Below are 24616 nucleotides of genomic sequence, written 5' to 3' on the forward strand. Positions count from 1 at the left end.
AGGACATGACGCGATGCTCGCCTGCCGATCCACCTGCGCCACCCGGCACTTGAACGACCCCGCGATCGGCTGACCCGGTGCGTGCCGATCGCGTTTTCGCGTACGGCGCCGCCGCCGGTCTGATCGGTGACCTCCTGCTCGGTGACCCGCGCCGCGGGCACCCGGTCGCCGTGTTCGGGCGGGCCGCCGGTGCCGTGGAGCGGGTGCTGTGGCGGGACCACCGGGGCTGGGGCGCGCTGCACACCGCCGTGTGCGTGGGCGGTGCCGTGGGGCTCGGTGCCGTGGCGCAGCGAGTCGTCCGTCCGTCCCGTACCGCTTCAGTCGCGCTGACCGCGGCCGCCACCTGGGCCGTTGTGGGCGGGACTTCGCTGGCCCGCGAGGCGCGGCTCATCGGGCGGGCGCTGGAGGCCGGGGACGTCGAGGGGGCCCGGGAGCGGCTGCCGCATCTGTGCGGGCGGGACCCGCAGGCCCTCGACGCCGACGGGATCGCCCGGGCCGTCGTGGAGTCCGTCGCCGAGAACACCTCCGACGCCGTCGTGGGGGCGCTCGTGTGGGGCGCGGTCGGCGGGGTGCCGGGGCTGCTCGGGTTCCGGGCCGTCAACACGCTGGACGCCATGGTGGGGCACAAGTCGGCCCGGTACCGGCGCTTCGGGTGGGGCTCCGCCCGCCTCGACGACCTCGTCGGGTGGCCGGGGGCGCGGCTGACCGCCGTCCTCGCGACGCTCGCCGGGGAGGATCCGCGGGGTGCCGTGCGCGCGTGGCGGGAGGACGCCGACAGGCACCCGAGCCCCAACGCCGGGCCCGTGGAGGCCTCTTTCGCGGGGGCGCTCGGGGTGCGGCTGGGCGGGACGCTCTCCTACGGGGGGCGGGTCGAGCACCGGCCCGTGCTGAATCGGGAGGGGCGCGCTGTCGCCTCGTACGACATCGAGCGTGCCGTACGGCTGTCACGGCGCGTGGGTCTGCTCGCGCTCGGTGCCGGTGCGATCGCCGCACGGCTGATCCGGAAGGGACGTAGGGCATGAGTGGGGGGCTTCTCGTCGCCGGCACCACCTCCGACGCCGGCAAGAGTGTCGTCACCGCCGGGATCTGCCGGTGGCTGGTGCGGCAGGGGGTGAAGGTCGCGCCGTTCAAGGCGCAGAACATGTCCCTCAACTCGTTCGTGACGCGGGAGGGTGCCGAGATCGGGCGGGCGCAGGCCATGCAGGCGCAGGCCTGCCGGGTCGAGCCGACGGCGCTGATGAATCCCGTGCTGCTCAAGCCCGGTGGGGAGCGGAGCAGTCAGGTCGTGCTGCTCGGCAAGCCGGTGGGAGAGATGAGCGCCCGCGGGTACCACGGGGGGCGGCAGCAGCAGTTGCTGGGGACCGTCCTCGACTGTCTCGCCGAGTTGCGGGGCACGTATGACGCGGTGATCTGTGAGGGGGCCGGCAGTCCGGCCGAGATCAATCTGCGGCGGACCGACATCGTGAACATGGGCATCGCCCGCAACGCCGGGCTGCCGGTGCTGGTGGTCGGGGACATCGACCGGGGCGGGGTCTTCGCGTCGTTCTTCGGAACCGTCGCGCTGCTGTCGCCGGAGGACCAGCGGTTGGTCGCCGGGTTCCTCGTCAACAAGTTCCGGGGGGACGTCTCGCTGCTCGAACCCGGGCTCGACATGCTGCACGGGCTCACCGGGCGGCACACCTACGGCGTGCTGCCCTTCCGGCACGGGCTCGGCATCGACGAGGAGGACGGGCTTCGGGTGTCCCTGCGAGGCACGGTCCGCGAGTCCGCCGTGAGCCCCCCGCTGGGCGAGGACGTGCTGCGGGTCGCCGTCTGCGCGATCCCTCTGATGTCCAACTTCACCGACGTGGACGCCCTGGCCGCCGAACCGGGTGTCGTGGTGCGGTTCGTGGACCGGGCGGAGGAACTGGCCGACGCCGACCTCGTCGTCGTCCCCGGGACCCGCGGCACGGTCAGGGCCCTGGAGTGGCTGCGCGAGCGGGGGCTCGCGGACGCGCTCGTCAGACGGGCCGCCGAGGGGCGGCCCGTCCTCGGGATCTGCGGCGGGTTCCAGATCCTCGGCGAGCACATCGAGGACGAGGTCGAATCACGCGCCGGTTCGGTCGACGGCCTCGGCGTGCTGCCCGTCCGCGTGCGGTTCGCGCGGGAGAAGACGCTCACCCGGCCGGTGGGTGAGGCCCTCGGGGAGCCGGTCGAGGGGTACGAGATCCATCACGGGGTCGCCTCCATAGGTGGGGGTGAGCCCTTCCTCGACGGCTGCCGGGTCGGCCAGACCTGGGGCACGCACTGGCACGGCTCGCTGGAGTCGGACGGGTTCCGGCGGGCCTTCCTGCGGGAGGTGGCGGCCGCCGCGGGCCGCCGGTTCGTACCCGCCCCCGCCACGTCGTTCGCCGCGCTGCGCGAGGAGCAGCTCGACCGGCTCGGCGACCTGATCGAACAGCACGCGGACACGGACGCGCTGTGGCGGCTCATCGAGTCCGGCGCGCCGCAAGGACTGCCTTTCATTCCACCGGGAGCGCCCGCATGAGCACAGTGTTGTTGTTGTCGACCGCCGACACGGACCTGCTGGCGGCGCGGGCCGCCGAAGGTGCGGACTACCGGATCGGCAATCCGACCCGGGTGGACGTCACGGAGGACCTGCCGGCGCTGATCGAGGGCGCGGACATCGCCGTCGTACGGCTGCTCGGCGGCAAGCGGGCCTGGGAGGACGGGCTGGCCGCACTGAAGGCGTCCGGCATCCCGACCGTGCTGCTGGGCGGGGAGTCGGTGCCGGACGCCGAGTTGATGGCGGAGTCGTCGGTGCCGGCGGGTGTGGTCGCCGAGGCGCTGAAGTACCTCGTCGAGGGCGGGCCGGGGAATCTCACCGAACTCGCGCGGTTCCTGTCCGACACCGTGCTGCTGACGGGTGAAGGGTTCGTCGAGCCGCAGAAGATGCCGGAATGGGGCATCCACGGCGACCGTCCGATCGACGCGGACCGTCCGACCGTCGGGGTGCTCTTCTACCGGGCGCATGAACTCAGCGGCAACACCGCCTTCGTGGACACCTTGTGCGAGGCGATCGAGGCGAGGGGCGCCAACGCCCTTCCCGTGTTCTGCAGCTCGCTGCGGGGGGCGGACCTCGATCTCTTCATGGTCCTCGACTCGGCCGACGCCCTCGTCGCCACCGTCCTCGCCGCCGGCGGCACCCACGCCTCGCAGGCCTCGGCCGGCGGGGACGAGGAGGCGTGGGACATCGGGGCGCTGGCCGACCTGAACGTGCCGGTGCTGCAGGGACTTTGCCTCACGTCGTCCCGCGCGGCCTGGGACGAGTCGGACGCCGCCCTCTCCCCCATGGACGCGGCCATGCAGGTCGCGATCCCGGAGTTCGACGGGCGGCTGATCACCGTGCCGTTCTCCTTCAAGGAGCAGGGGCCCGACGACGTCCCGGTGTACGTGGCCGACCCGGAGCGGGCCTCGCGCGTCGCCGGGATCGCCGTACGGCACGCGAAGTTGAAGCACAAGCCGAACGCCGAGAAGAAGCTGGCGCTGGTCTTCACCGCCTACCCGACCAAGCATTCGCGGGTCGGCAACGCGGTGGGGCTGGACACGCCCGCTTCGGCGGTGCGGGTGCTGGACGCGCTTTCTCAGGCGGGTTACGCGCTCTCGGAGTACCCGGACAACGGCGACGAGTTGATTCACCGGCTCATCAACGCCGGTGGCCATGACGTCGAGTGGCTCACCGAGGAGCAGTTGGCGTCGGCGCCCGCGCGGGTGCCGCTCGCGGACTACCGGGCGTGGTTCGACCAGCTGGACCCGTCGTTGCGGGACGCGATGCTGGAGGCGTGGGGGGAGCCGCCGGGCTCGCTGTACGTCGACGGGGACGACATCGTGCTGGCCTCCCTCCAGTTCGGGAACGTCGTGGTCATGATCCAGCCGCCACGCGGCTTCGGGGAGAACCCGATCGCGATCTACCACGACCCGGACATGCCGCCGTCGCACCACTACATGGCCGCGTACCGGTGGCTCGACAACTCCTTCGGTGCCGACGCGATCGTCCACATGGGCAAGCACGGCACGATGGAGTGGCTGCCGGGCAAGGGTCTCGGGCTGAGTGGCGGGTGCGCCCCGGACGCCGTTCTCGGTGAACTGCCGCTGATCTACCCGTTCATCGTCAACGACCCCGGCGAGGGCACGCAGGCCAAGCGGCGCGGGCACGCCACGGTCGTCGACCACCTGGTGCCGCCGATGGCGCGGGCCGACACCTACGGCGACCTGGCGAAGCTGGAGCAGCTGCTCGACGAGTACGCGCTGGTCTCCGACCTGGACCCGACGAAGGCGCCGGCCGTGCGGGCGCAGATCTGGACGCTGGTCAAGGCGGCCGAGCTCCATCACGACCTGCATGTCGAGGACCAGCCGGACGACGACGACTTCGACGAGTTCGTCATGCACATCGACGGCTATCTGTGCGAGATCAAGGACGTGCAGATCCGCGACGGGCTGCACGTCCTCGGTGGCGGGCCGGTGGACGAGGCCCGGGTCAACCTGGTGCTCGCCGTGCTGCGTGCCTCGCAGGTGTGGGGCGGGCAGGCGAACGCCCTGCCGGGGCTGCGGGCCTCGTTCGCCGCCCACTTCGGGCTGGACGAGAAGGAGTTGCTCGCCGAACCGGGTGCGCCGGTGAAGGTGCCGGTCGAGCTGTCGGACCTCGTCGAGGGCCCGTCGCGCACCGCCGCCGACGCGATCGACCTGCTGGAGCAGCTGTGCCGGCGGGTCGCGGAGGGGATGGAGGCACGGGACTGGGACGTCTCCGTCGTCCCGGCCGTCCTGCGGGGGGTGCTCGGCGTCGAACTCCCCGACGGGGTGGCCGTGTTGGAGTTCGCCTGCACGGAGGTCGTGCCGCGGCTCGCCCGTACCACCGACGAGATCGACCACATCCTCAGGGCGCTGGACGGCGGTTACGTCCCGGCGGGACCCTCCGGCTCCCCGACCCGTGGGCTCGTCAACGTCCTGCCGACCGGCCGGAACTTCTACTCCGTCGACCCCAAGGCCATCCCGTCCAGGCTGAGTTGGGAGGTCGGTCAGGCGCTCGCCGACTCGCTGGTGCAGCGGTACCTGGCCGACACCGGGGAGTACCCGAAGTCCGTCGGCCTGACGGTCTGGGGCACGTCCGCGATGCGTACGCAGGGCGACGACATCGCCGAGATCCTGGCGCTGCTCGGCTGCCGTCCGGTGTGGGACGAGGCCTCGCGGCGGGTCACCGGGTTCGAGGTGATCGGCCTGGAGGAGCTCGGGCGGCCGCGCATCGACGTGACCGTGCGAATCTCCGGCTTCTTCCGGGACGCGTTCCCGCACGTGGTGGGGCTGATCGACGACGCGGTGCGGGCCGTGGCCGAGCTGGACGAGCCCGCCTCGTCCAACTACGTGCGCGCCCACGCCGACGAGGACACCGCCGAGCACGGCGACCGACGGCGGGCCACGGCCCGGGTCTTCGGGTCCAAGCCGGGGGCGTACGGCGCCGGGCTGCTGCCGCTGATCGACGCCCGCAACTGGCGTTCGGACGCCGACCTCGCCGAGGTGTACGCGGTGTGGGGCGGCTACGCCTACGGGCGCGGGCTCGACGGGCGGGCGGCGCGCGGAGACATGGAGACCGCGTTCAGGCGGATCAACGTGGCGGCGAAGAACGTCGACACCCGGGAGCACGACCTGGTCGACGCCGACGACTACTTCCAGTACCACGGCGGCATGGTCGCCATGGTGCGTCACCTCACGGGGGCCAACCCCGAGGCGTACGTGGGTGATTCGGCGACGCCGGACCAGGTCAAGACGCGGACGCTCGGCGAGGAGACGCACCGGGTCTTCCGGGCCCGGGTGGTCAACCCGCGCTGGATGGCGGCCATGCGCCGGCACGGCTACAAGGGCGCCTTCGAGATGGCGGCGACCGTGGACTACCTCTTCGGGTACGACGCCACGGCGGGCGTGGTCGACGACTGGATGTACGAGAAGCTCAGCGCCGAGTACGTCTTCGACGCGGAGAACCGGGACTTCATGAAGAAGTCCAACCCGTGGGCGCTGCGGGGCATCACGGAACGGCTCCTGGAGGCCGCCGACCGCGGACTGTGGGCCGAGCCGGACGCGGAGACGCTGGAGCGGCTGCGGGCCACCTATCTGGAGCTGGAAGGCGACTTGGAGGGCGACCAGTGACCACCCCCTTTCCGTTCACGGCCGTTGTCGGCCAGGACGACCTGCGGCTCGCGCTGCTGCTGAACGCGGTCTCCCCGGCGGTCGGCGGGGTGCTGGTGCGGGGCGAGAAGGGCACCGCCAAGTCGACGGCGGTGCGCGCCCTTTCGGCGCTGCTGCCCGAGGTCGCGGTCGTCCCCGGCTGCCGTTTCTCCTGTGACCCCGCCGCGCCGGACCCGTCCTGCCCGGACGGCCCGCACGAGCCGGGTCCTGGCACCTCGCGGGCGTCCCGCATGGTCGAACTCCCCGTCGGCGCCTCGGAGGACCGGCTGGTCGGCGCCCTCGACATCGAGCGGGCGCTCGCGGAGGGCGTCAAGGCCTTCGAGCCGGGCCTCCTGGCGGACGCGCACCGCGGGATCCTCTACGTCGACGAGGTCAACCTCCTCCACGACCACCTGGTCGACCTGCTGCTCGACGCCGCCGCGATGGGGGCGTCGTACGTCGAGCGCGAGGGCGTCTCGGTGCGGCACGCCTCGAAGTTCCTGCTGGTCGGCACCATGAACCCCGAAGAGGGCGAGCTGCGGCCGCAGTTGCTCGACCGGTTCGGGCTGACCGTCGAGGTCGCGGCCTCGCGGGAGCCGGACCAGCGGGTGGAGGTCGTACGGCGCAGGCTCGCCTACGACGACGATCCGGCCGGTTTCGCGGCGCGTTGGGCTGCTGAGGAGGCTGCCGTACGGCAACGGATCGTCGCCGCGCGGGAGTTGTTGCCGTCGGTGCGGTTGGGCGACGGGGCGCTCCGGCAGATCGCGGCGACCTGTGCCGCGTTCGAGGTGGACGGCATGCGGGCCGACATCGTGATGGCGCGCACGGCGACCGCGCTGGCCGCGTGGGCCGGGCGGACCGATGTGCTCGCGGAGGACGTGCGCCAGGCCGCGCTGCTGGCGCTGCCGCACCGCAGGCGCCGCAACCCCTTTGACGCGCCGGGGCTGGACGAGGACAAGCTCGACGAGACGCTGGAGGAGTTCAGCGGTTCCGGGGACTCCGGGGACGACGACGAGCCGGATCCGGACGGGCCCGGCGGGGGCGGGCAGCCGCCGTCGGAGGGGCCCGAGCAGGGCGACGGTGGCTCCGGTGCCCGGCCCGAGGAGGGCGAGGGCGGTGAGCCGCAGACCGGCGGGGCCGGTTCGGGCGAGCAGTCCGCCGTACGCGCTTCGGAGCCCTTCCGTACAAAGGTGCTGAGCGTTCCCGGGCTCGGCGATGGTGCCGCCGGGCGGCGGTCGCGGGCGCGGACCGAGCACGGGCGGACGACCGGGGCGCGGCGGCCTCGAGGGGCGCTCACCAAGCTGCACCTGGCGGCCACCGTGCAGGCGGCGGCGCCGCATCAGCGGGCCCGTGGGCGGTCGGGGCGCGGTCTCGTCGTGCGGCGGGACGATCTGCGGCAGGCGACGCGGGAGGGGCGCGAGGGCAATCTCGTGCTGTTCGTCGTGGACGCCTCGGGGTCGATGGCGGCGCGGCAGCGGATGAGCGCGGTGAAGGGTGCCGTGCTGTCGCTGCTCCTCGACGCGTACCAGCGGCGGGACAAGGTGGGTCTGGTGACGTTCCGGGGTACGGCCGGGGAGGTCGCGTTGCCGCCGACCTCGTCGGTGGACGCGGCGGCGGCCCGGCTGGAGACGTTGCCCACGGGTGGGCGGACTCCGCTCGCCGCCGGGCTGCTGCGGGCGCACGAGGTGCTGCGGGTGGAACGGCTGCGGGATCCCGCCCGGCGGGCACTGGTGGTGGTCGTGACCGATGGGCGGGCCACCGGTGGGCCCGAGCCGGTCGCGCTCGCGGGGCGGGCGGCCCGGCTGTTCGCCGCGGAGGGGGTCGCCTCGGTCGTGGTCGACTGCGAGTCCGGGCCGGTGCGGCTGGGGCTGGCCGGGCAGCTCGCCGGTGAACTGGGCGGTACGGCGGTGACGTTGGACGAGTTGCGGGCCGACTCGATCGCCGGACTGGTGAAGGACGTACAGAGGAGGGCCGCGTAATGCCTCAGGGACAGCCGAGCGTCGTGCCGGACGACGGGCTGACGACCCGTCAGCGTCGTAACCGGCCGCTGGTGGTCGTGCACACCGGGATCGGGAAGGGGAAGTCCACCGCGGCCTTCGGGCTTGCGTTGCGGGCCTGGAACCAGGGGTGGCCCATCGGGGTGTTCCAGTTCGTCAAGTCGGCGAAGTGGAAGGTCGGCGAGGAGAACGCGCTGCGGGTGCTGGGGGCGTCCGGGGAGGGCGGGTCCGTCGACTGGCACAAGATGGGCGAGGGCTGGTCCTGGGTGCAGCGGGACGCCCAGATGGACAACGAGGAGAAGGCCCGGGAGGGCTGGGAGCAGGTCAAGCGGGATCTCGCCGCCGAGACGTACCGGCTGTACGTGCTCGACGAGTTCGCCTACCCGATGCACTGGGGGTGGGTCGACACGGACGAGGTCGTGGAGGTGCTGCGGAACCGGCCGGGTACGCAGCATGTCGTGATCACCGGGCGGAACGCTCCTGAGAAGCTGGTCGCCTTCGCCGATCTCGTCACCGACATGTCCAAGGTCAAGCACCCGATGGACGCGGGGCAGAAGGGGCAGCGGGGTATCGAGTGGTGATGTCCTCATCCGGTTCCGTCCCTCGGCTGGTCGTCGCCGCGCCGTCGTCCGGCAGCGGGAAGACGACGGTCGCCACGGGGTTGATGGCCGCGTTCGCCTCGCGGGGCCTTGCCGTGTCCCCGCACAAGGTGGGCCCGGACTACATCGACCCGGGGTACCACTCGCTCGCGAGCGGGCGGGTGGGGCGGAATCTCGACGCGTACCTGTGCGGGCCGGAGCTGGTGGCTCCGCTGTTCCTGCACGGGGCGCGCGGGGCTGACATCGCCGTCGTCGAGGGCGTGATGGGGATGTTCGACGGGGCCTCTGGGGAGGGTGAGCTGGCCTCCACCGCGCATGTCGCCAAGCTGTTGCGGGCGCCGGTGGTGCTGGTCGTCGACGCCTCCTCGCAGTCCCGGTCCGTGGCGGCTCTGGTGCACGGGTTCGCTTCGTGGGATCCGGAGGTGCGGGTCGGGGGCGTGATCCTGAACAAGGTCGCGTCGGATCGGCATGAGGAGCTTCTGCGGGAGGCGTTGGACTCGGCCGGCGTTCCGGTGTTCGGGGTGCTGCGGCGGGCGGCGCAGGTGGACACGCCGTCCCGGCATCTGGGGTTGGTGCCGGTCGCGGAGCGACGGGCGGCGGCGGTGGACGCGGTGGCGGCGATGGCGGAGCAGGTTGCTCAAGGGTGCGATCTGGAGGCGTTGGCCGGGCTGGCGCGGAGTGCCGGTGCGTTGTCGTGTGCGGCGTGGAATGCGGCCGAGGTCCTGGGGGCTGAGGTCCTGGGGGCTGCGCCCCCAGACCCCCGTCGGCCCGAAGGGCCTCGTCCTCAAACGCCGGACGGGCTGGTGGTCGCTGTCGCCGGCGGTCCTGCTTTCACCTTCTCCTACGCGGAACACAGCGAACTGCTCTCCGCCGCCGGGGCTGAAGTCGTCCCCTTCGATCCCCTGCGGGATGAGCAACTGCCGGACGGTACGGCCGGGTTGGTCATCGGGGGTGGGTTTCCCGAGGTGTACGCGGCCGAGTTGTCCGCCAATGAGCCGCTCAGGAAAGCCGTCGCCGCTCTCGCGGAGACCGGCGCTCCCGTAGCCGCCGAGTGTGCCGGGCTGCTGTATCTGTGCCGGGAGTTGGACGGGCGGCCCATGTGCGGGGTGCTCGATGCCGAGGCGCGGATGACGGAGACGCTCACCCTCGGGTACCGGGACGCGGTCGCCGTCAGTGACAGTGCGCTGGCCGTGGCCGGGACCCGGATGCGGGGGCACGAGTTCCACCGGACCGTCGTCGAGCCGGGGGCGGGGGATGCGGCCGCGTGGGGTGTGCGGGTGCCCCGACGGCGGCTCGAAGGTTTCGTACAGCGCGGTGTGCACGCGAGTTATCTGCACACGCACTGGGCCTCGGAGCCCGGTGTCGCCCGTCGGTTCGTGGAGAGGTGCCGGACGTCATGAGCAGCAGCAGGTTGATCGGGGTCGGGGTCGGGCCCGGGGATCCGGAGCTGGTGACCGTCAAGGGTGTCAACGCCCTGCGCGCCGCCGACGTGGTCGTCGTCCCCGTCATGGACACGGGTGAGCGCGGGCGCGCCGAGGCCACCGTGCTGCACTACGTGCCGCAGGAGAAGGTCGTCCGGGTCGTCTTCGCCCTCAACGAGCGGACCGACCACGGTCGGCGCGAGGCCGCCTGGGACGCCGCCGGGGACCGGGTCGCCGAGCTGTTGCGGGCCCACGGCTCCGTCGCCTTCGCCACCATCGGCGACCCCAACGTGTACTCCACCTTCACCTATCTCGCGCACACCGTCGGCGCGCTCGTCCCCGGCGTGGTCGTCGAGACCGTGCCCGGTATCACCGCCATGCAGGACCTCGCGGCACGTTCGGGTGCCGTGCTCACCGAGGGCACCGAGCCGCTCACGCTGGTACCGGTGACCGCCGGGGCGGCGGTGCTGAAGGACGCGCTCAACGGTCCCGGGACCGTCGTCGCCTACAAGTTCGGGCGGCAGGCCGCCGAGGTGGCCGAGGCGCTCCGGGAGACCGGGCGGATCGAGGACGCCGTATGGGGATCGGCGCTGGGGCTGGACGGCGAGTCCATCCGGTCGGCCGCCGAGCTCGACGGGGCTCCCCTGCCGTATCTCTCCACGCTCATCGCTCCCGCGCGGCGGGACGGCACCCGGGGTGGGAAATTGTGAGTCCCTTCAGAGCGCCGGGGTCAGCCCGCCAGGCCCACCACCAGCCAGATGAAGCCCACGCCCGCGACCGTGCACAGCAGGGTCGAGCGGGCGGGGTGTTCGTGGTGGGCCTCGGGGAGGATCTCGGCCGCCGCGAGATAGAGGAGCGCGCCGCCGAAGAGGCCGAGATAGCCGCCGAGCAGGGTCTCCGGGATCGTCACGAAGGTCGTGGAGGCGGCGCCGAGGACCGGGGCCACCGCGTCCGCGAACAGCATGATCAGGGCCTTGCGGCGGGCGTTCCCGTACAGGCTCGTGATCGTGTACGTGTTGAAGCCGTCCGCGAAGTCGTGGGCCACGACGGCGAGCGCTACGGCCGTGCCCATGCCGCCGCCCACCTGGAAGGCCGCGCCGATCGCCACGCCGTCCATCGCGCTGTGGCCGACCATCGCGCCGGCCGCCGTCAGGCCGACCTCGGGGACCCGGCCGTCGTGTTCCTCGCCGCCGTGCGCGGCCTGCCGGGCGGCCAGCAGGCGTTCCACCAGATGGGCCAGCAGGAAGCCGGCCACGAACAGCAGCAGGGCCGCGGGGACGCCGAAGACCTCGTCGCCGGCCGCGTGCAGCGCCTCCGGCAGCAGGTCCAGGCCGACCACACCGAGCATCAGTCCGCCGGCCAGTCCCAGGACCAGATGACGGCGGTCGGTCACCCGCTGTGCCGTCCAGCCGCCGGCCAGCGTCATCAGGAACGCGCCGAGCGCTACGAAGACCGCCATAGGGACTTGGTATCCGATCGACCCCCGTTCGCGCACATCCGACCTCCGTTCGCGCCCGTCCGGCCGTCCCGCCGACCGCATCCGTAGACCTCGCAGCCCCTTCGCAAGACCCTTTGCACCACCCTTTGTGACGAGAGGACCGATTCCCATGGCCGATGCCCCCACCGGCAAGGTGACCTTCGTCGGTGCCGGCCCCGGCGCCGCCGATCTGCTGACGTTCCGTGCCGCGCGTGCCATTGCCGAGGCCGACGTCGTGATCTGGGCCGCGAGCCTGGTGCAGGCGGAGGTCCTCGAACACGCCCGCGAGGACGCGGAGATCCTCGACTCGGCGACCATGTCGCTGGAGGACGTGGTCGCGGTGTACGAGCGGGCCCGTGAGGCCGGGCTCAAGGTCGCGCGCATCCACTCCGGCGACCCCGCCCTCTGGGGCGGCACGCAGGAGCAGCTCGACCGGTGTGCGGCGATCGGCGTGGCAACCGAGGTCGTGCCCGGGGTCTCCGCCTTCTCGGCCGTGGCCGCGCTCGCGCAGCGGGAGCTGACCATCCCGGAGGTCGCGCAGTCCGTCGTGCTCACCCGGCTCGGTGGCGGCAAGACGCCGATGCCGCCCGGCGAGGAGGTGCGGGAGTTCGCCAAGCACGGCACCACCATGGCGATCTTCCTGTCCGCCGCGCGCAGCGGGCAGCTGGTGCGGGAGCTGCTGGAGGGCGGCTATCCGACGTCCACCCCGGTCGTCGTGGCCTACCAGGCGACCTGGCCGGAGGAGCTGATGGTGCGCTGCACGATCGGGACGCTGGAGGAGACGGTCAAGGAGCACAAGCTCTGGAAGCACACGCTGTTCCTGGTGGGCCCCGCGCTGGACTCCGAGGGGACGCGGTCGCACCTGTACCACCCCGGGCACTTCCACGGGTACCGCAAGGCCGACCCTGAGGCCCGGCGGGCGCTGCGGGCTGCGAAGGGTGCCGGCACGTGATCACGGTCGTGGGTACGGGGACGGGGGCGGCGCCCGCGGAGTCCCTGGCCGGTGCGGAGCTGGTCGTGGGCGGGCGCCGGCATCTGGACGCGGCGGCGGTTCCGGCGGGTGCGGAGCGGGTCGTTCTCGGGCCGCTGGCTCCGGCCCTCGACGTCATCGAACGGCATCTCGACAAGGGGAGCCGAGTCGTGGTGCTGGCTTCCGGTGATCCCGGGTTCTTCGGGATCGTGCGGGTGCTGGCGGAGCGGTTCGGGGCGGCCGCGTTGGATGTACGGCCCGGCGTGTCCTCCGTGGCCGCCGCGTTCGCCCGGGTGGGGGTGCCGTGGGACGACGCGGTGGTGGTCAGTGCGCACGGGCGGGATCTGCGGACGGCCGTCAATGTGTGCCGGGCTCGTCCCAAGGTGGCGGTGCTCACCGGGCCGGGGGCCGGGCCAGCGGAGCTTGGTGCCGCGCTCGCAGCGGGGGGTGCCGAGGAAGGTCGTCGGGCGGGTGCGGCTGCGTCGGGGCTGGTCGCACAGTTCCCCGCGCCCCTGCGACGCGAACTCCTCGTTGCCTCTGCACTCGGTACCCGCGACGAACGCGTCGAACGCGTCACCCCCTCCGAAGCCGCCGCCCGGGACTGGGGTACGGCCGTGAGTGTCGTCCTCTGTCTCGACGAGGGGCGGACTCTCGGTGCCGTGCGCACCGTCGCCGGGCCTCCCCCCGCACCCTCGCAATGGGCCCTGGAAGAAAGCGAGTTCGCGCACCGCGACTCCATGATCACCAAGTTCGAGGTGCGGGCCCTCGCGCTCGCCCGGCTCGGGCCGCGGCTCGGGGATCTGATCTGGGACGTCGGTGCGGGGTCAGGTTCCGTGGCCGTGGAGTGTGCGCGGCTCGGGGCCGCAGTCGTCGCGGTCGAGAAAGCCGCCGACGGGGTCGAGCGGATCCGCGCCAACGCCGACGCGCACGGTGTCGACGTCCAGGTCGTGCACGGCGGTGCGCCCGACGCGCTCGGGGAGCTCGCCGACGATCCCGACGCCGTGTTCGTCGGTGGTGGCGGTCGTGAGCTGCCCGAGATCGTCGCCGTCTGTGCCCGCCGGGCCCGGCGGAGTGTCGTCGTCGCGATGGCCGCGCTCGACCGGGTGCCGGCCGTGCGCGCGGCTCTCACCGACGCCGGGTTCGACTGCGACGGCGTCCTGTTGCAGTCGTCCCGGCTCACGCCGCTGCCGGGGGACGTGACCCGGCTCGCCGCGACCAATCCGGTTTTCCTGCTGTGGGGCGTCAGAAACCCCGCGTATCGAGAGGGAGTTGCTCAGTGATCGGCCTTATTTCCGCCACCGCGGCGGGGGCGGCGGCGTGCGACCGGCTGGCCGCGGCCTGGCCGGACCGCACGCGCGCGTACGACGGACCCGTGGGGGACGCCGTGCGCCGGGCGTTCGCGGAGTGCGAGCAGCTGGTGTGTTTCCTGGCGACGGGAGCGGTCGTCCGGCTGATCGCGCCGCTGCTCGGCGACAAGGTGTCCGACCCGGGTGTGGTGTGTGTCGACGAGGGCGGCCGGTTCGCCGTGTCCCTGGTCGGCGGTCACGGCGGCGGTGCCAATGAACTCGCCCGCGAGGTCGGGGAGTTGCTGGGTGCCGAGCCTGTGGTGACGACGGCGACCGACGCGGTGGGGGTGCCGGGGCTCGACACCCTCGGGCTGCCCGTGGAGGGCGCGGTGGCGGCCGTGTCGCGGGCGCTCCTGGACGGTGAGCCCGTCGCCCTGCACAACGAGTCGGGCTGGCCGCTGCCTCCGCTGCCGGTCGCCGGACAGGGGGCGTACGGCATCCGCGTCACGGACCGGCTCGTGGAGCCCACCGAGCGGGAGGTCGTGCTGCGTCCGCCGACCCTCGTGGTCGGTGTGGGCGCCTCCAAGGGCGCGCCCGTCGACGAGGTGCTGGAGCTGATCGAGGGCGCGTTGGGCGAGGCCGGGCTGTCCCGTCGTAGCGTCGCCTCGCTCGCCACCGTGGACGCCAAGGCCGAGGAGCCGGGGATCGTGGCGGCCGCCGAGCGGCTCGGGGTGCCTCTGATCACCTGCTCCGCCGAGGAGTTGGCGGCCGTCGAGGTGCCCAACCCGTCGGACGCTCCCCTGGCCGCCGTGGGCACGCCGTCCGTCGCGGAGGCCGCCGCGTTGATCGGCGGCGGTGAACTCCTCGTCCCCAAGCGGAAGTCCACCCGTGCGGACGGCGCACCCGCCATGGCGACCTGTGCGGTCGTACGGCGTCCCGCGCGCGGCCGGCTCGCGGTCGTCGGGCTCGGTCCGGGCGCCCGGGACCTGCTGACGCCCCGCGCGAAGGCGGAACTCCGGCGCGCTTCCGTGCTGGTGGGGCTCGACCAGTACGTCGACCAGATCCGCGATCTGCTGCGGCCCGGCACCCGGGTCCTGGAGTCGGGGCTCGGGGCGGAGGAGGAGCGGGCGCGCACGGCCGTCGAGGAGGCCCGCAAGGGACAGGCGGTCGCGCTGATCGGCAGCGGGGACGCCGGGGTGTACGCGATGGCCTCCCCCGCGCTCGCCGAGGCCTCCGACGACATCGACGTGATCGGCGTCCCCGGGGTGACCGCGGCGCTCGCGGCGGCCGCGATCCTGGGTGCCCCGCTGGGCCACGACCACGTGTCCATCAGCCTGTCCGACCTGCACACCCCGTGGGAGGTCATCGAGCGGCGGGTGCGGGCGGCGGCCGAGGCGGACATCGTGGTCACCTTCTACAACCCCCGCTCCCGGGGCCGGGACTGGCAGCTCCCCAAGGCGCTGGCGATCCTCGCCGGGCACCGGGATCCGGGCACGCCGGTCGGTGTCGTACGGAACGCGTCGCGGCCGGACGAGTCCGCCCGGCTGACGACCCTGGCCGCGCTCGACCCGGCGACGGTCGACATGATGACGGTCGTGACCGTGGGCAACACGGCGACCCGTGACATCGCGGGGCGCATGGTGACCCCGCGCGGCTACCGCTGGCAGGAGGGCACCAGGTGAACCGTGTCGTCCACCCGATCGAGGTGGAGTCCTACCGGCGGCTGCGCGCCCGCCTGGACACCTCGCACTTCCCGCCGCTGACCCGGGCGGTGGTGGAGCGGGTCATCCACTCCGCCGCGGACCTGGAGTACGCCACCGATCTCGTCATGGACGAGGACGAGTTGGAGAAGGCGCACGCCGCGCTGCACTCCGGGGCGCCCGTCGTGACGGACGTGGAGATGGTCGCGGCCGGGATCACGCGCCGGGAGACCGTCTGCCGGCTGCGGGACGCCAGGTCCGGTCCGGGGCTGACCCGTTCGGCCCATGCGATACGACTCGCCCACGAGCAGGTCGGGCCGGGCGCGATCTGGGTGATCGGCAACGCCCCCACCGCGCTGGAGGAGTTGCTGACCCTGGACGCGGACCCGGCGCTCGTCATCGGGCTGCCCGTCGGTTTCGTCGGCGCGGTCGAGTCCAAGGCCGCGCTGCGCGCGAGCGGGCTGCCCGCCGTGAGCAACGTGTCCGAGAAGGGCGGTTCGGCGGTCGCCTCGGCCGCGCTCAACGCCCTGCTGTACCACCCCACTCACCCCACTGAGGAGACATCGTGACCACCCCGCCGCCCGCCCTGCTCATCGCCGGTCACGGCACCCGGGACGACGCCGGGGCCGAGGCGTTCCGCGACTTCGTCCGGCAGCTGGGGGCCCGCCGTCCCGACCTGCCCGTGGCGGGCGGCTTCATCGAGCTGTCCCCGCCGCCGCTCACCGAGGCGGTGGGCGAGCTGGTGGAGCGCGGGGTCCGCCGGTTCGCCGCGGTCCCGCTGATGCTGGTGTCCGCCGGGCACGCCAAGGGGGACATCCCGGCCGCGCTGGCCCGCGAGAAGGAGCGGCACGCGGGGATCTCGTACACCTACGGCCGTCCGCTGGGCCCGCACCCGGCGCTGCTGAACGTGCTGGAGCGCCGCCTCGACGAGGCGCTGGGCGCCACCGGGGGCCGCACGCCCCTGGACCGGGCGGACGTGACCGTGCTGCTCGTCGGCCGCGGCTCCACGGACCCGGACGCCAACGCCGAGGTGTACAAGGCGGCCCGGTTGCTGTGGGAGGGGCGCGGCTACGCGGGTGTGGAGACGGCGTTCGTGTCGCTGGCCGCGCCGGACGTGCCGAGCGGGCTCGACCGGTGTGCGGCGCTGGGGGCGAGGCGGGTCGTGGTGCTCCCCTACTTCCTGTTCACGGGGATCCTGCCGGACCGGGTGAAGCAGCAGACCGAGGGCTGGGCGGCGGCGCACCCGGAGGTCGAGGTGCGCTCGGCGGAGGTGATCGGTCCGGAGCCGGAGCTGCTCGACCTGGTGCTGGAGCGGTACGAGGAGGCCGTCAAGGGCGACCTCAGGATGAACTGCGACTCGTGCGTGTACCGCATCGCGCTGCCCGGGTTCGAGGACAAGGTGGGTCTGCCGCAGCAGCCGCACTTCCACCCGGACGACGACGGCCACCATCACCACCACGGACACCACCACGGCAGCCACTCCCATGCGCACTGACCGCGCCGGGGGCCATGACCTGCGGCACCACGGCGACGCCGAGGTGCGGGACGACGGGGCCCGGCTCACCGACCTCGCCGTGAACGTCCGCGCGGACACTCCCCCGGCATGGCTGCGGGAGCGCATCGCCGGGTCGCTGACCGGGCTCGCCGCCTATCCCGACGGGCGCGAGGCGCGGGCGGCGGTGGCGGCCCGGCACGAGGTGCCCGTGGAGCGGGTGCTGCTGACCGCGGGCGCCGCCGAGGCGTTCGTGCTGCTCGCCCGCGCCCTGACGATCCGTCATGCGGTGGTGGTGCACCCGCAGTTCACCGAGCCGGAGGCGGCGCTGCGGGATGCCGGGCACGCGGTGGAGCGGGTGCTGCTGCGGGAGGAGGACGGCTTCCGGCTGGAGGCGGCGGCCGTCCCCGAGGACGCCGACCTGGTGGTCGTCGGCAACCCGACCAACCCCACGTCGGTCCTGCATCCGGCCGCCGCGATCGCCGAACTGGCGCGTCCGGGGCGGACGTTGGTGGTGGACGAGGCGTTCCTGGACGCGGTGCCGGGCGAGCGCGAGGCCCTGGCCGGGCGCACGGACGTGCCCGGTCTGGTCGTCCTGCGCAGCCTGACGAAGACCTGGGGGCTGGCCGGTCTGAGGATCGGTTACGTCCTCGCCGCCCCGGAGACGATCGCGGACCTGGAGCGGGCCCAGCCCCTGTGGCCGGTCTCCACCCCGGCCCTCGCCGCGGCCGCGGCGTGCATGGAGCCGCGGGCCCTGGCGGAGGCCGCCCACGCGGCCCACCGGGTCGCCACCGACCGGGCCCATCTCGTCGCCGGGCTGCGGGAGTTCGCCCCGGACGGGCTCCGGGTGACCGAGCCCGCGGAGGGCCCCTTCGTCCTCGTACGACTGCCCGCGGCGGCGGCCGTACGACGGCATCTGCGCGACCTGGGTTTCGCGGTGCGGCGCGGGGACACGTTCCCGGGGCTGGGCGAGGAGTGGCTGCGGCTCGCGGTGCGGGACCGGGCTACGGTGAACCGGTTCCTTCAGGCGTTGGACCAGGCGGTGACCCTCAGCAAGGGCTGACGACCCGTATGACGGAGACGCTCTACGGCGCCACCCGCTCACTGACTCCGTCGGGGAACCGCACCCGCACGCCCCCGTCCCCGTCGACGTGCGCGCTCGCCCCGGTGTGCGGGGCGGTGCCGAGCATCACGAGGGTGACCAGCAGCGGGCCGGTGCCGTCGAGCACGGGGGTGGCCGAGTACCTCCCGTAGGCGTTGGTGTCCTCGGCCGCCACGACCGTCCCGGCGGCCTCGCCCCAGCCGTACAGCCCGACGAGGGCACTGGTCAGTCCGTCGGCGCGGCGGGCCAGCGCCCGGCCGGGCCCGGACTCGGCGGCGGGTGGCTCGGTGTCGTCGGCGACGGCCCAACCCCCTTCCCGCACCGGGGTGTTGTCTCCCGGGATCCGGTGCACGCGGATCTCCCACGGTCCGTGGACCACGCTGACCGTCTCGACGCGCCGGCCGAGTGCCTCGTGCCAGGAGGCCGCCGTACGGCCCTCGCAGCGCAGTGGGTGGATGCGGCCGCGGGGGGACGGCGTGCCGTCGGGGGCGAGCAGGGCGAGGTGGTTGTCGGGGCCGAGGGGGGTCTCGGGGGCGGTGGCGGTGGAGTAGGCGAGCTTGGAGTAGTGGGGGCCGTCGGCGTCGGTCGCGGGTGGGGGCGGGAGGCGGTCGGTGCCGTGGTTGACGAGGCGGACGATGCCGTCGGAGGCGGTCGAGTGGATCAGCCAGCCGGGGGCGGGGAGCGCGAGGACGGAGTCGGTGGTGTCGACCGGGCCGGGTTCCTCGGTGGCGGTCCACACCGGGTGGTCCGCCGGCAGCAGCAGGCCGAGGAACGCCTTGGCGGCCCAGTACGGGGAGGCGGGCCCGGAGTAGCGCTGGAGGACGCCCGGGAAGGGCCGGTACCAGCCGAGCGAGAGCAGGCCGCGTTCGTCGGGGACGCCCCGCTCGGTGAAGTGCTTCAGGGTGCCGGAGGCCAGGCGGCGGGTGACGCCGGGCGGCAGCGGGGTGGCGTCGGCGAGGGCGCCCGCCCAGAGCGGGGCGGCGGCCGCGAACCGGTAGGTGAGGGAGCGGCCCTGGTGGACGGGGGCGCCGTCGGAGCCGAAGAAGAGCTGGTGGACGGCGAGGAACTCGCGCAGCCTGGCGCGGTGCCGGGCCACGGTGTCGGGGGCGGCGCGCGGTCCCGCGATCCGGGCCCACAGCACCGGGTACAGGTGCAGCGCCCAGCCGTTGTAGTAGTCGAACTTCTTCCCGTCGCCGTCGGTGTACCAGCCGCCGCCCCGGTACCAGTCGTCCAGCCGGGCGAGTCCGGCGTCGATCTCGGCGCGGCTGTGCGGGGCGCCGACGGAGGCGAGGAACTCCTCCGTGATCACCTGGAACAGCCGCCAGTTGGAGTCGTTGGCGGTGGCCCCGACGAAGTCGCCCAGCCACGCGACCACTTGGTCCCGCACCCGGTCGTCGAGCCGGTCCCACAGCCAGGGCCGTGACTCGTGCAGCGCGAGGGCGATCGAGGCGGCCTCCACCATCGGCTGGGCCCGGTCGGCGATGGGCGGCCAGTGCTCGGGGTGGTGCGGATCGGTGCCGGCGGCGAGCCCGGTGGCGTACCGCTCGATGAGGGCGGGGCCGACCCGCCCCCCGGATCCGGCGATCCGGAAGGCGGCGAGCAGGAAGGACCGGGCGAACCCCTCGAGGCCGTCGGACCAGGCCCCGGAGTGGCTGGCCGGGCCCGGCAGCCGGTACTGGGCGAGGCCGGGGGTGGCGTAGGGCCGGAGCCCGTCGAGCAGCCGGTCGGCGAGGGCTTCCCAGTGGGCGCGGGTCCAGCCGGTGAGCGGTGAGCGGAGGGGGTCGGCGGGCGGGAGTCCGGGGAGCTGCGTCGGGTCGTCGGAGAGCGGCACATGCGGCGCGGTCATACGGGGGTGAGTCCTCCGTCGGTCGGGGGCGGGGCGACGCTTCGGCGTACGACGATGTGCGTGCCCAGCAGATGGTGGCTCCCGGCGGCCTGTTCGGGGTCGCGCAGGGCGATGCGGACGGCGGCCCGGCCGAGCTCCTCGGCGGGCGTACGGACCGTGGTGAGCGGGGGGTTGAAGTCCTCGGCGAGCGGGATGTCGTTGTAGCCGACGACGGAGAGGTCGTCCGGTACGACGAGTCCGGCGTCGGCGATCGCGCGCAGCGCGCCGGCGGCGACCATGTCGTCGCCGGCCACCACGGCTGTGAACTCCCGTGTTTCCTTCAGCAGTTCGGTCATGGCCCGGAGACCGGCCGCCCTGCCGAGGCCGCAGTCGACGACCCGCGCGGCCCCCGGTGGCAGCCCGTGCTCGGCGAGCGCGGCCCGGTATCCGGCGACGCGCGCGTCGAGGGCCGTGTTCCCGGGCAGCCCGCCGAGGAAGACGATCCGCCGGTGCCCGGCGGACAGCAGATGCGCGGTGACGGCCCGGGCGCCGGCCTCGTTGTCGAACTCGACGACCAGCGCCGGGATCTCGGGGTCGGGGGCGGGGCGGCCGCACAGCACGAGCCGGGCCCCGGTGGAGTCGAGGGCCTGCGCGTAGTGGGTCACGCGCTCGCGGTACGCGTCGTCCTCGACGACCCCGCCGACGAGGATCACCAGCCGCGCGCCCTCCTCCCGCATCAGCTGCACGAACTCCATCTCGCGCTGCGGGTCGCCGCCGGTGGCCCCGACCACGCACAGCCAGCCGCGGTCGGCGGCCTCGGCCTCGACTCCCTCGGCGACCTGGGCGTAGAAGGGGCTGGTGACCTGCCGGACCACGACGGCGGCCATCTTGCGGCCACCGCCGACCAGGGCCCGGGCGTGCGCGTTGGCGACGTAGTCGAGGTCGCGGGCGGCCCGCAGCACCCGGGCCCGGGTCGCGGCCGGCACCGGGTGGTTGCCGCTGAGTGCCCGTGAGGCCGTGGCCATCGAGACCCCGGCCCGCTCGGCGACCTCGCGGATGGTGACCCGCCCCTTGCCCGTCATGTCGTTCCCCATCCCCCGCGTCTCCTGTTCCACCGGCGGCGCCTCATGTGTTGGCGGCGTGGTCCTTCGCGAACTCCGCGGCCATTCTGTCGCCGCCCTGGGCACGCCACTTCCTGACCACCCCGTCCCACTCCGACAGCGGCAGCCGCCCGGCGACGATTCCGGTGACGGCGTCGTCGAGCATCGCCTTGAGGGTGGTGCCCTGGGCGTTCTTGGTGCGGGACTGGAGGCCGTTGGAGGCGTTGCGCAGGGCGCGCGGCACGACCTCGGTCTGCCAGGCGTGCAGGGCCCGTACGGCGTCGGGCAGGCCCGGCACGAACAGCACCTGCGGGCCTTCGGCGAGGTACTTCAGCGGCAGGTTGGTGTTGTTCTCGACCTCGCCGAGCTCGGTGGGTTCGGGTGAGCCGTCCTTGCCGCGGGTGAAGTGGGTGCCCTCGACGCCGTAGTGGACGAGCTCCCACTCCTGGCTGCCGAAGGGGGCCGCGAGGTAGTCCAGGATGCGCAGCAGGAGCTCGATCCGCTCCTTCTTGGCCCGCTTGAGGACGGTGTAGCCGAAGGAGCGGCGGGCGGCGACGATCCCGCCGGGCTCGCCGTCCACGCTGTACGGCAGCGCCGCGGCCGGGGTCAACTTGCCCTTGGACTCACGGTACTTGGGGAGGTAGGCGCCGAAGCCGTCCTGCATGGAGCCGACGGTGCCGTTGTAGTAGAGGGTGGTCAGGTCGATCTGCGAGACGGACGTCGAGTCGGGATAGTAGGAGCCGTTCTTGCGGAGCCGGGCCTGGAAGGCGATGGCCGCCTTGTAGCGTTCGTCGGCGGCGCAGTGGTGGAAGGTGCCGTCCTTGGTGACGGCCCACTCGTTGGGCGCGTGGTGGGCGGCGGCGTGCACGGCGTTGCCGAACAGGGAGCCGTTGGCGGCGCCGAGCGCGTAGGTACGGCCGCTGGTGGCCCGCCGGGCGACGGCGGCGAAGTCCTCGGAGGTCCAGCCCTCCTTCATGCCGGCGTCGGTGAACAGGCCCTGGTTGAGCCAGAGGGTGGAGCCGGGCAGCGGGCGCTCCAGCGGGATGCCGTAGATGCGGCCGCCGATGCGGCCCATGTCCTGCCAGGCGTGGGTGGGGATCCCGGCCAGGTTGGGGTAGTCGGCGACGGCCCCGCCCGAGAGGTACGGCGTGAGGTCCTCGGCCCGGCGCTGCACGAACTCGGCCTCGCGGGGCAGCACGAAGCCGGAGAACAGGTTGATGATGTCGGGCAGGGTGTCGGCGTCGCCCGCCATGACGGTGGCCATCTTCTTCTGGTAGTCGGCCTGGGAGACGATCGTGTACTCGATCCTCACACCGAGCGCCTTCTCGACGGCGGCCCAGAAGCGGTTGGCGGAGGCCGGCTTGGGCGGGGTGCCGAAGGACACCGACATGACCTTGACGGTGGAGCCGTCGCCGGGGGTGCGGGAGACGGACTTCACGAGGTCGGCGGGGTAGGCGGTGTAGCCGGCCTGGACGCCCTGCTCGGTGGCAGCGAGGTCCGGCCTGGGCCCGCTCGCGGCCTTGTACTCGGGCCAGGGGGCCAGCTTCTTGCCGGCGTTGGAGACGTCGCTGTCGCCGGAGCCGGTGGAGCAGGCGGTCAGCGCGCCGGGGACGGAGACCGCCGCGGCGGACAGGAGCAAGGTGCGTCGGGACATGCTGGGCATGGGTGGATCACCTCGTGTCGGCTTGGGTGAGCGTCAGCTCTTGATGGCGCCGGTGAGCACGCCCTTGGTGAAGTACTTCTGGAGGAAGGGGTAGATCAGCAGGATCGGCACGGTGGCGATGACGAGGACCGCCATCTGCACGGTCTGCGGGGCGGTGACGGTGCCCTCGCCGGTGGTGGCGTCGGTGAGCCCGGAACCGGCCACCACATAGGTGCGCAGCACCTGTTGGAGGGGCCAGTGGTCGCTCTCCAGGTACAGGGAGGCGTAGAACCAGGAGTTCCAGTACGCCACCGCGTAGAAGAGGCCCACGACGGCCAACGCGGCCTTGGACAGCGGCAGTACGACGGAGACCAGCACCCGGAGGTCCCCCGCGCCGTCCAGCCGCGCGGCCTCGTAGAGCTCGTCCGGGATGCCCTGGAAGAAGCCACGCAGGACGACCAGGTTGAAGACGTTCACCAGGACGGGCAGCACCAGCGAGGCGTAACTGTCCAGCAGGCCCAGCTCCTTGACCAGCAGGAAGCTCGGGATCATGCCGGGCGGGAAGAGGAACGTGAACAGGACGAGGAGGAGGACGGAGCGGCCGCCGAACACGCCGGGGCGGGCGAGGGCGTAGGCGAGGGTCACCGTGCACAGGAGGCTGAGCAGGGTGCCGGTGACCGTGACACCGACGCTCACTCCGAGGGCGTGGGTGACGATGCCGCCGTCGAGGATGTCGCGGTAGGCCTTCAGGCTCGGCTCGGTCGGCCACAGCACCCAGCCGCCGTTGTCGACGACCTCCTGGGTGGAGGCGAGCGAGGTCGACACGATGACGAGGAACGGCACGCAGACCAGCAGGACCACGGCCACGAGGGCGACCGCCTTGGCGGCCTGGGTGACGGGCTTGGGCTTCTCCATCCAGCCCGGCCGTAGGTGGCTGCTCACTTGTAGACCCCCTGTTCGCCCAGCCGGTGGGCGACCTTGTTGGCGGCGTAGACGAGGAGGGCGCCGACGACGCCCTTGAACAGCCCTGCCGCGGCGGCGAATCCGTAGTCGCCGCCGACGATGCCCTGGTAGTAGACGAAGGTGTCGATGATCTCGGAGGCCTCGGGGCCGACCGCGTCGCGCTGGAGCAGCATCTGCTCGAAGCCGACGGAGAGGATGTCACCGAGCCGCATGATCAGCAGCAGCACGATCACCGGGCGGATGGCGGGCAGGGTGACGTGCCAGAAGCGCCGCCAGGGGCCCGCCCCGTCGATCGCGGCGGCCTCGTACTGCTGCTCGTCGACCTGGGCGAGCGCGGCGAGGAAGATGATCGTGCCCCAGCCGGCGTCCTTCCAGACGACCTGGGCGACCACGAGCGGCTTGAAGGCGTCGGGGTTGCCGATGATGTCGACGGTGTGCAACCCCATGCCGTCGAGGCCCGAGTTGAGCAGTCCGGTGTCGCCGAGCAGCTGCTGGAAGAGCGCGACCACGATCACCCACGAGATGAAGTGCGGGAGATAGGCCACCGACTGCACGAAGCGGCGGACGCTGCTCCAGGTGAGGCTGTGCAGCAGCAGGGCGAGGCCGAGCGGGACCGGGAAGTAGAAGACGAGCTGGAGAACGGCGATCCAGACGGTGTTGAGCACCGAGTCCCAGAACGCGGTGTCCTCGAACATCCGCTGGAAGTTGCCGAGTCCGGTCCAGGGGCTGCCCCACAGGCCGTCGAAGGGGACGTACTCCTTGAAGGCGATGACGTTGCCGACCAGGGCGCCGTAGTGGAAGAGCAGGAAGTAGGCGAGGCCGGGCAGCATCAGCAGCACAAGGGCCC

19 protein-coding genes are annotated in these 24616 nt (G+C 73.1%); 13 read left to right on the top strand and 6 right to left on the bottom strand.

The annotated features are described in order from the left end of the window. Window positions 1–77 precede the first annotated feature (77 nt). From AC2XR2_RS09855 to cobI, 7 genes are read left to right on the top strand one after another with little or no spacing between them, the layout of a single operon-like run. Window positions 78–1022 (top strand): cobalamin biosynthesis protein, encoded by a 945-nt coding sequence (locus AC2XR2_RS09855; RefSeq protein WP_491514813.1) that lies wholly within the window; start codon window positions 78–80, stop codon window positions 1020–1022. Beyond that, window positions 1019–2527 carry a cobyric acid synthase gene (locus AC2XR2_RS09860; protein ID WP_491514814.1) on the top strand — a complete coding sequence of 503 codons (1509 nt, stop codon included), beginning with the start codon at window positions 1019–1021 and terminating at the stop codon, window positions 2525–2527. The genes AC2XR2_RS09855 and AC2XR2_RS09860 overlap by 4 nt, the downstream gene beginning before the upstream one ends. Beyond that, the gene (gene cobN / locus AC2XR2_RS09865; protein ID WP_491514815.1) at window positions 2524–6177 is read left to right on the top strand and encodes a cobaltochelatase subunit CobN; all 3654 of its coding nucleotides are present in this window, start codon (window positions 2524–2526) and stop codon (window positions 6175–6177) included. Before AC2XR2_RS09860 ends, cobN begins: the two co-directional genes overlap by 4 nt. Further along, complete coding sequence (locus tag AC2XR2_RS09870) at window positions 6174–8174, top strand: putative cobaltochelatase (protein ID WP_491514816.1); 2001 nt, start codon at window positions 6174–6176, stop codon at window positions 8172–8174. Before cobN ends, AC2XR2_RS09870 begins: the two co-directional genes overlap by 4 nt. Then, window positions 8174–8773: a cob(I)yrinic acid a,c-diamide adenosyltransferase gene (gene cobO, locus AC2XR2_RS09875; protein ID WP_330267802.1), complete on the top strand. Its 600-nt coding sequence runs from the start codon at window positions 8174–8176 to the stop codon at window positions 8771–8773. Before AC2XR2_RS09870 ends, cobO begins: the two co-directional genes overlap by 1 nt. After that, window positions 8773–10191: a cobyrinic acid a,c-diamide synthase CobB gene (locus AC2XR2_RS09880; protein WP_491514817.1), complete on the top strand. Its 1419-nt coding sequence runs from the start codon at window positions 8773–8775 to the stop codon at window positions 10189–10191. Before cobO ends, AC2XR2_RS09880 begins: the two co-directional genes overlap by 1 nt. Then, the gene (gene cobI / locus AC2XR2_RS09885) at window positions 10176–10922 is read left to right on the top strand and encodes a precorrin-2 C(20)-methyltransferase (RefSeq protein ID WP_449349452.1); all 747 of its coding nucleotides are present in this window, start codon (window positions 10176–10178) and stop codon (window positions 10920–10922) included. The genes AC2XR2_RS09880 and cobI overlap by 16 nt, the downstream gene beginning before the upstream one ends. A 20-nt stretch (window positions 10923–10942) precedes the next feature. Here cobI and AC2XR2_RS09890 read toward each other — a convergent pair whose 3' ends face one another. After that, window positions 10943–11671, bottom strand: coding sequence for a ZIP family metal transporter (locus AC2XR2_RS09890; RefSeq protein ID WP_330267799.1), 729 nt, complete (start codon window positions 11669–11671; stop codon window positions 10943–10945). 148 nt (window positions 11672–11819) lie between these two features. Between AC2XR2_RS09890 and cobM the strand changes: the two genes are divergently transcribed. Genes cobM through cobC form a run of 6 tightly spaced genes read left to right on the top strand, consistent with a single transcriptional unit; the run spans window position 11820 to window position 18200 of the window. Beyond that, window positions 11820–12641 carry a precorrin-4 C(11)-methyltransferase gene (cobM, locus tag AC2XR2_RS09895; protein WP_123759893.1) on the top strand — a complete coding sequence of 274 codons (822 nt, stop codon included), beginning with the start codon at window positions 11820–11822 and terminating at the stop codon, window positions 12639–12641. Next, window positions 12638–13939 (top strand): precorrin-6y C5,15-methyltransferase (decarboxylating) subunit CbiE, encoded by a 1302-nt coding sequence (gene cbiE / locus AC2XR2_RS09900; protein WP_491514818.1) that lies wholly within the window; start codon window positions 12638–12640, stop codon window positions 13937–13939. Before cobM ends, cbiE begins: the two co-directional genes overlap by 4 nt. Continuing rightward, on the top strand, window positions 13936–15627 hold the full coding sequence (gene cobJ, locus AC2XR2_RS09905) for a precorrin-3B C(17)-methyltransferase (protein ID WP_491514819.1): 1692 nt from the start codon (window positions 13936–13938) through the stop codon (window positions 15625–15627). The genes cbiE and cobJ overlap by 4 nt, the downstream gene beginning before the upstream one ends. Then, window positions 15624–16214: a precorrin-8X methylmutase gene (locus tag AC2XR2_RS09910; RefSeq protein WP_491514820.1), complete on the top strand. Its 591-nt coding sequence runs from the start codon at window positions 15624–15626 to the stop codon at window positions 16212–16214. Before cobJ ends, AC2XR2_RS09910 begins: the two co-directional genes overlap by 4 nt. Further along, window positions 16211–17140 (top strand): sirohydrochlorin chelatase, encoded by a 930-nt coding sequence (locus AC2XR2_RS09915; protein WP_381298810.1) that lies wholly within the window; start codon window positions 16211–16213, stop codon window positions 17138–17140. The genes AC2XR2_RS09910 and AC2XR2_RS09915 overlap by 4 nt, the downstream gene beginning before the upstream one ends. After that, window positions 17130–18200: an Rv2231c family histidinol phosphate aminotransferase CobC gene (gene cobC / locus AC2XR2_RS09920; protein WP_491514821.1), complete on the top strand. Its 1071-nt coding sequence runs from the start codon at window positions 17130–17132 to the stop codon at window positions 18198–18200. The genes AC2XR2_RS09915 and cobC overlap by 11 nt, the downstream gene beginning before the upstream one ends. Before the next feature lie 22 nt (window positions 18201–18222). Here the strand turns inward: cobC and AC2XR2_RS09925 are convergent, their stop codons facing one another. The 5 genes from AC2XR2_RS09925 to AC2XR2_RS09945 are packed head-to-tail and all read right to left on the bottom strand — an operon-like array spanning window position 18223 to window position 24599. Further along, the gene (locus tag AC2XR2_RS09925; protein WP_491514822.1) at window positions 18223–20085 is read right to left on the bottom strand and encodes a DUF2264 domain-containing protein; all 1863 of its coding nucleotides are present in this window, start codon (window positions 20083–20085) and stop codon (window positions 18223–18225) included. Then, a complete protein-coding gene (locus tag AC2XR2_RS09930) occupies window positions 20082–21146 on the bottom strand; it encodes a LacI family DNA-binding transcriptional regulator (protein ID WP_491518427.1) in 1065 nt (354 codons plus the stop codon). Before AC2XR2_RS09930 ends, AC2XR2_RS09925 begins: the two co-directional genes overlap by 4 nt. Before the next feature lie 43 nt (window positions 21147–21189). Further along, window positions 21190–22827 carry a type 2 periplasmic-binding domain-containing protein gene (locus AC2XR2_RS09935; RefSeq protein WP_491514823.1) on the bottom strand — a complete coding sequence of 546 codons (1638 nt, stop codon included), beginning with the start codon at window positions 22825–22827 and terminating at the stop codon, window positions 21190–21192. A 33-nt stretch (window positions 22828–22860) separates the two neighbouring features. Continuing rightward, the gene (locus AC2XR2_RS09940) at window positions 22861–23748 is read right to left on the bottom strand and encodes a carbohydrate ABC transporter permease (protein ID WP_491514824.1); all 888 of its coding nucleotides are present in this window, start codon (window positions 23746–23748) and stop codon (window positions 22861–22863) included. Further along, entirely contained in the window at window positions 23745–24599 is an 855-nt protein-coding gene (locus AC2XR2_RS09945) for an ABC transporter permease (protein ID WP_491518428.1), read from the bottom strand. Before AC2XR2_RS09945 ends, AC2XR2_RS09940 begins: the two co-directional genes overlap by 4 nt. Between the last annotated feature and the right edge of the window lie 17 nt (window positions 24600–24616).

This window comes from Streptomyces sp. LS-MS-L19 (assembly GCF_058382285.1).

What these genes read in the sequence shown, in the direction of transcription:
- AC2XR2_RS09860 (WP_491514814.1), top strand. Translation starts at nt 1,019, where the DNA reads ATGAGTGGGGGGCTTCTCGTCGCCGGCACCACCTCCGACGCCGGCAAG.
- cobN (WP_491514815.1), top strand. Translation starts at nt 2,524, where the DNA reads ATGAGCACAGTGTTGTTGTTGTCGACCGCCGACACGGACCTGCTGGCG.
- cobO (WP_330267802.1), top strand. Translation starts at nt 8,174, where the DNA reads ATGCCTCAGGGACAGCCGAGCGTCGTGCCGGACGACGGGCTGACGACC.
- AC2XR2_RS09880 (WP_491514817.1), top strand. Translation starts at nt 8,773, where the DNA reads ATGTCCTCATCCGGTTCCGTCCCTCGGCTGGTCGTCGCCGCGCCGTCG.
- AC2XR2_RS09890 (WP_330267799.1), bottom strand. Translation starts at nt 11,671, where the DNA reads ATGGCGGTCTTCGTAGCGCTCGGCGCGTTCCTGATGACGCTGGCCGGC.
- cobM (WP_123759893.1), top strand. Translation starts at nt 11,820, where the DNA reads ATGGCCGATGCCCCCACCGGCAAGGTGACCTTCGTCGGTGCCGGCCCC.
- cobC (WP_491514821.1), top strand. Translation starts at nt 17,130, where the DNA reads ATGCGCACTGACCGCGCCGGGGGCCATGACCTGCGGCACCACGGCGAC.
- AC2XR2_RS09925 (WP_491514822.1), bottom strand. Translation starts at nt 20,085, where the DNA reads ATGACCGCGCCGCATGTGCCGCTCTCCGACGACCCGACGCAGCTCCCC.
- AC2XR2_RS09930 (WP_491518427.1), bottom strand. Translation starts at nt 21,146, where the DNA reads ATGACGGGCAAGGGGCGGGTCACCATCCGCGAGGTCGCCGAGCGGGCC.
- AC2XR2_RS09935 (WP_491514823.1), bottom strand. Translation starts at nt 22,827, where the DNA reads ATGCCCAGCATGTCCCGACGCACCTTGCTCCTGTCCGCCGCGGCGGTC.
- AC2XR2_RS09945 (WP_491518428.1), bottom strand. Translation starts at nt 24,599, where the DNA reads ATGCTGCCCGGCCTCGCCTACTTCCTGCTCTTCCACTACGGCGCCCTG.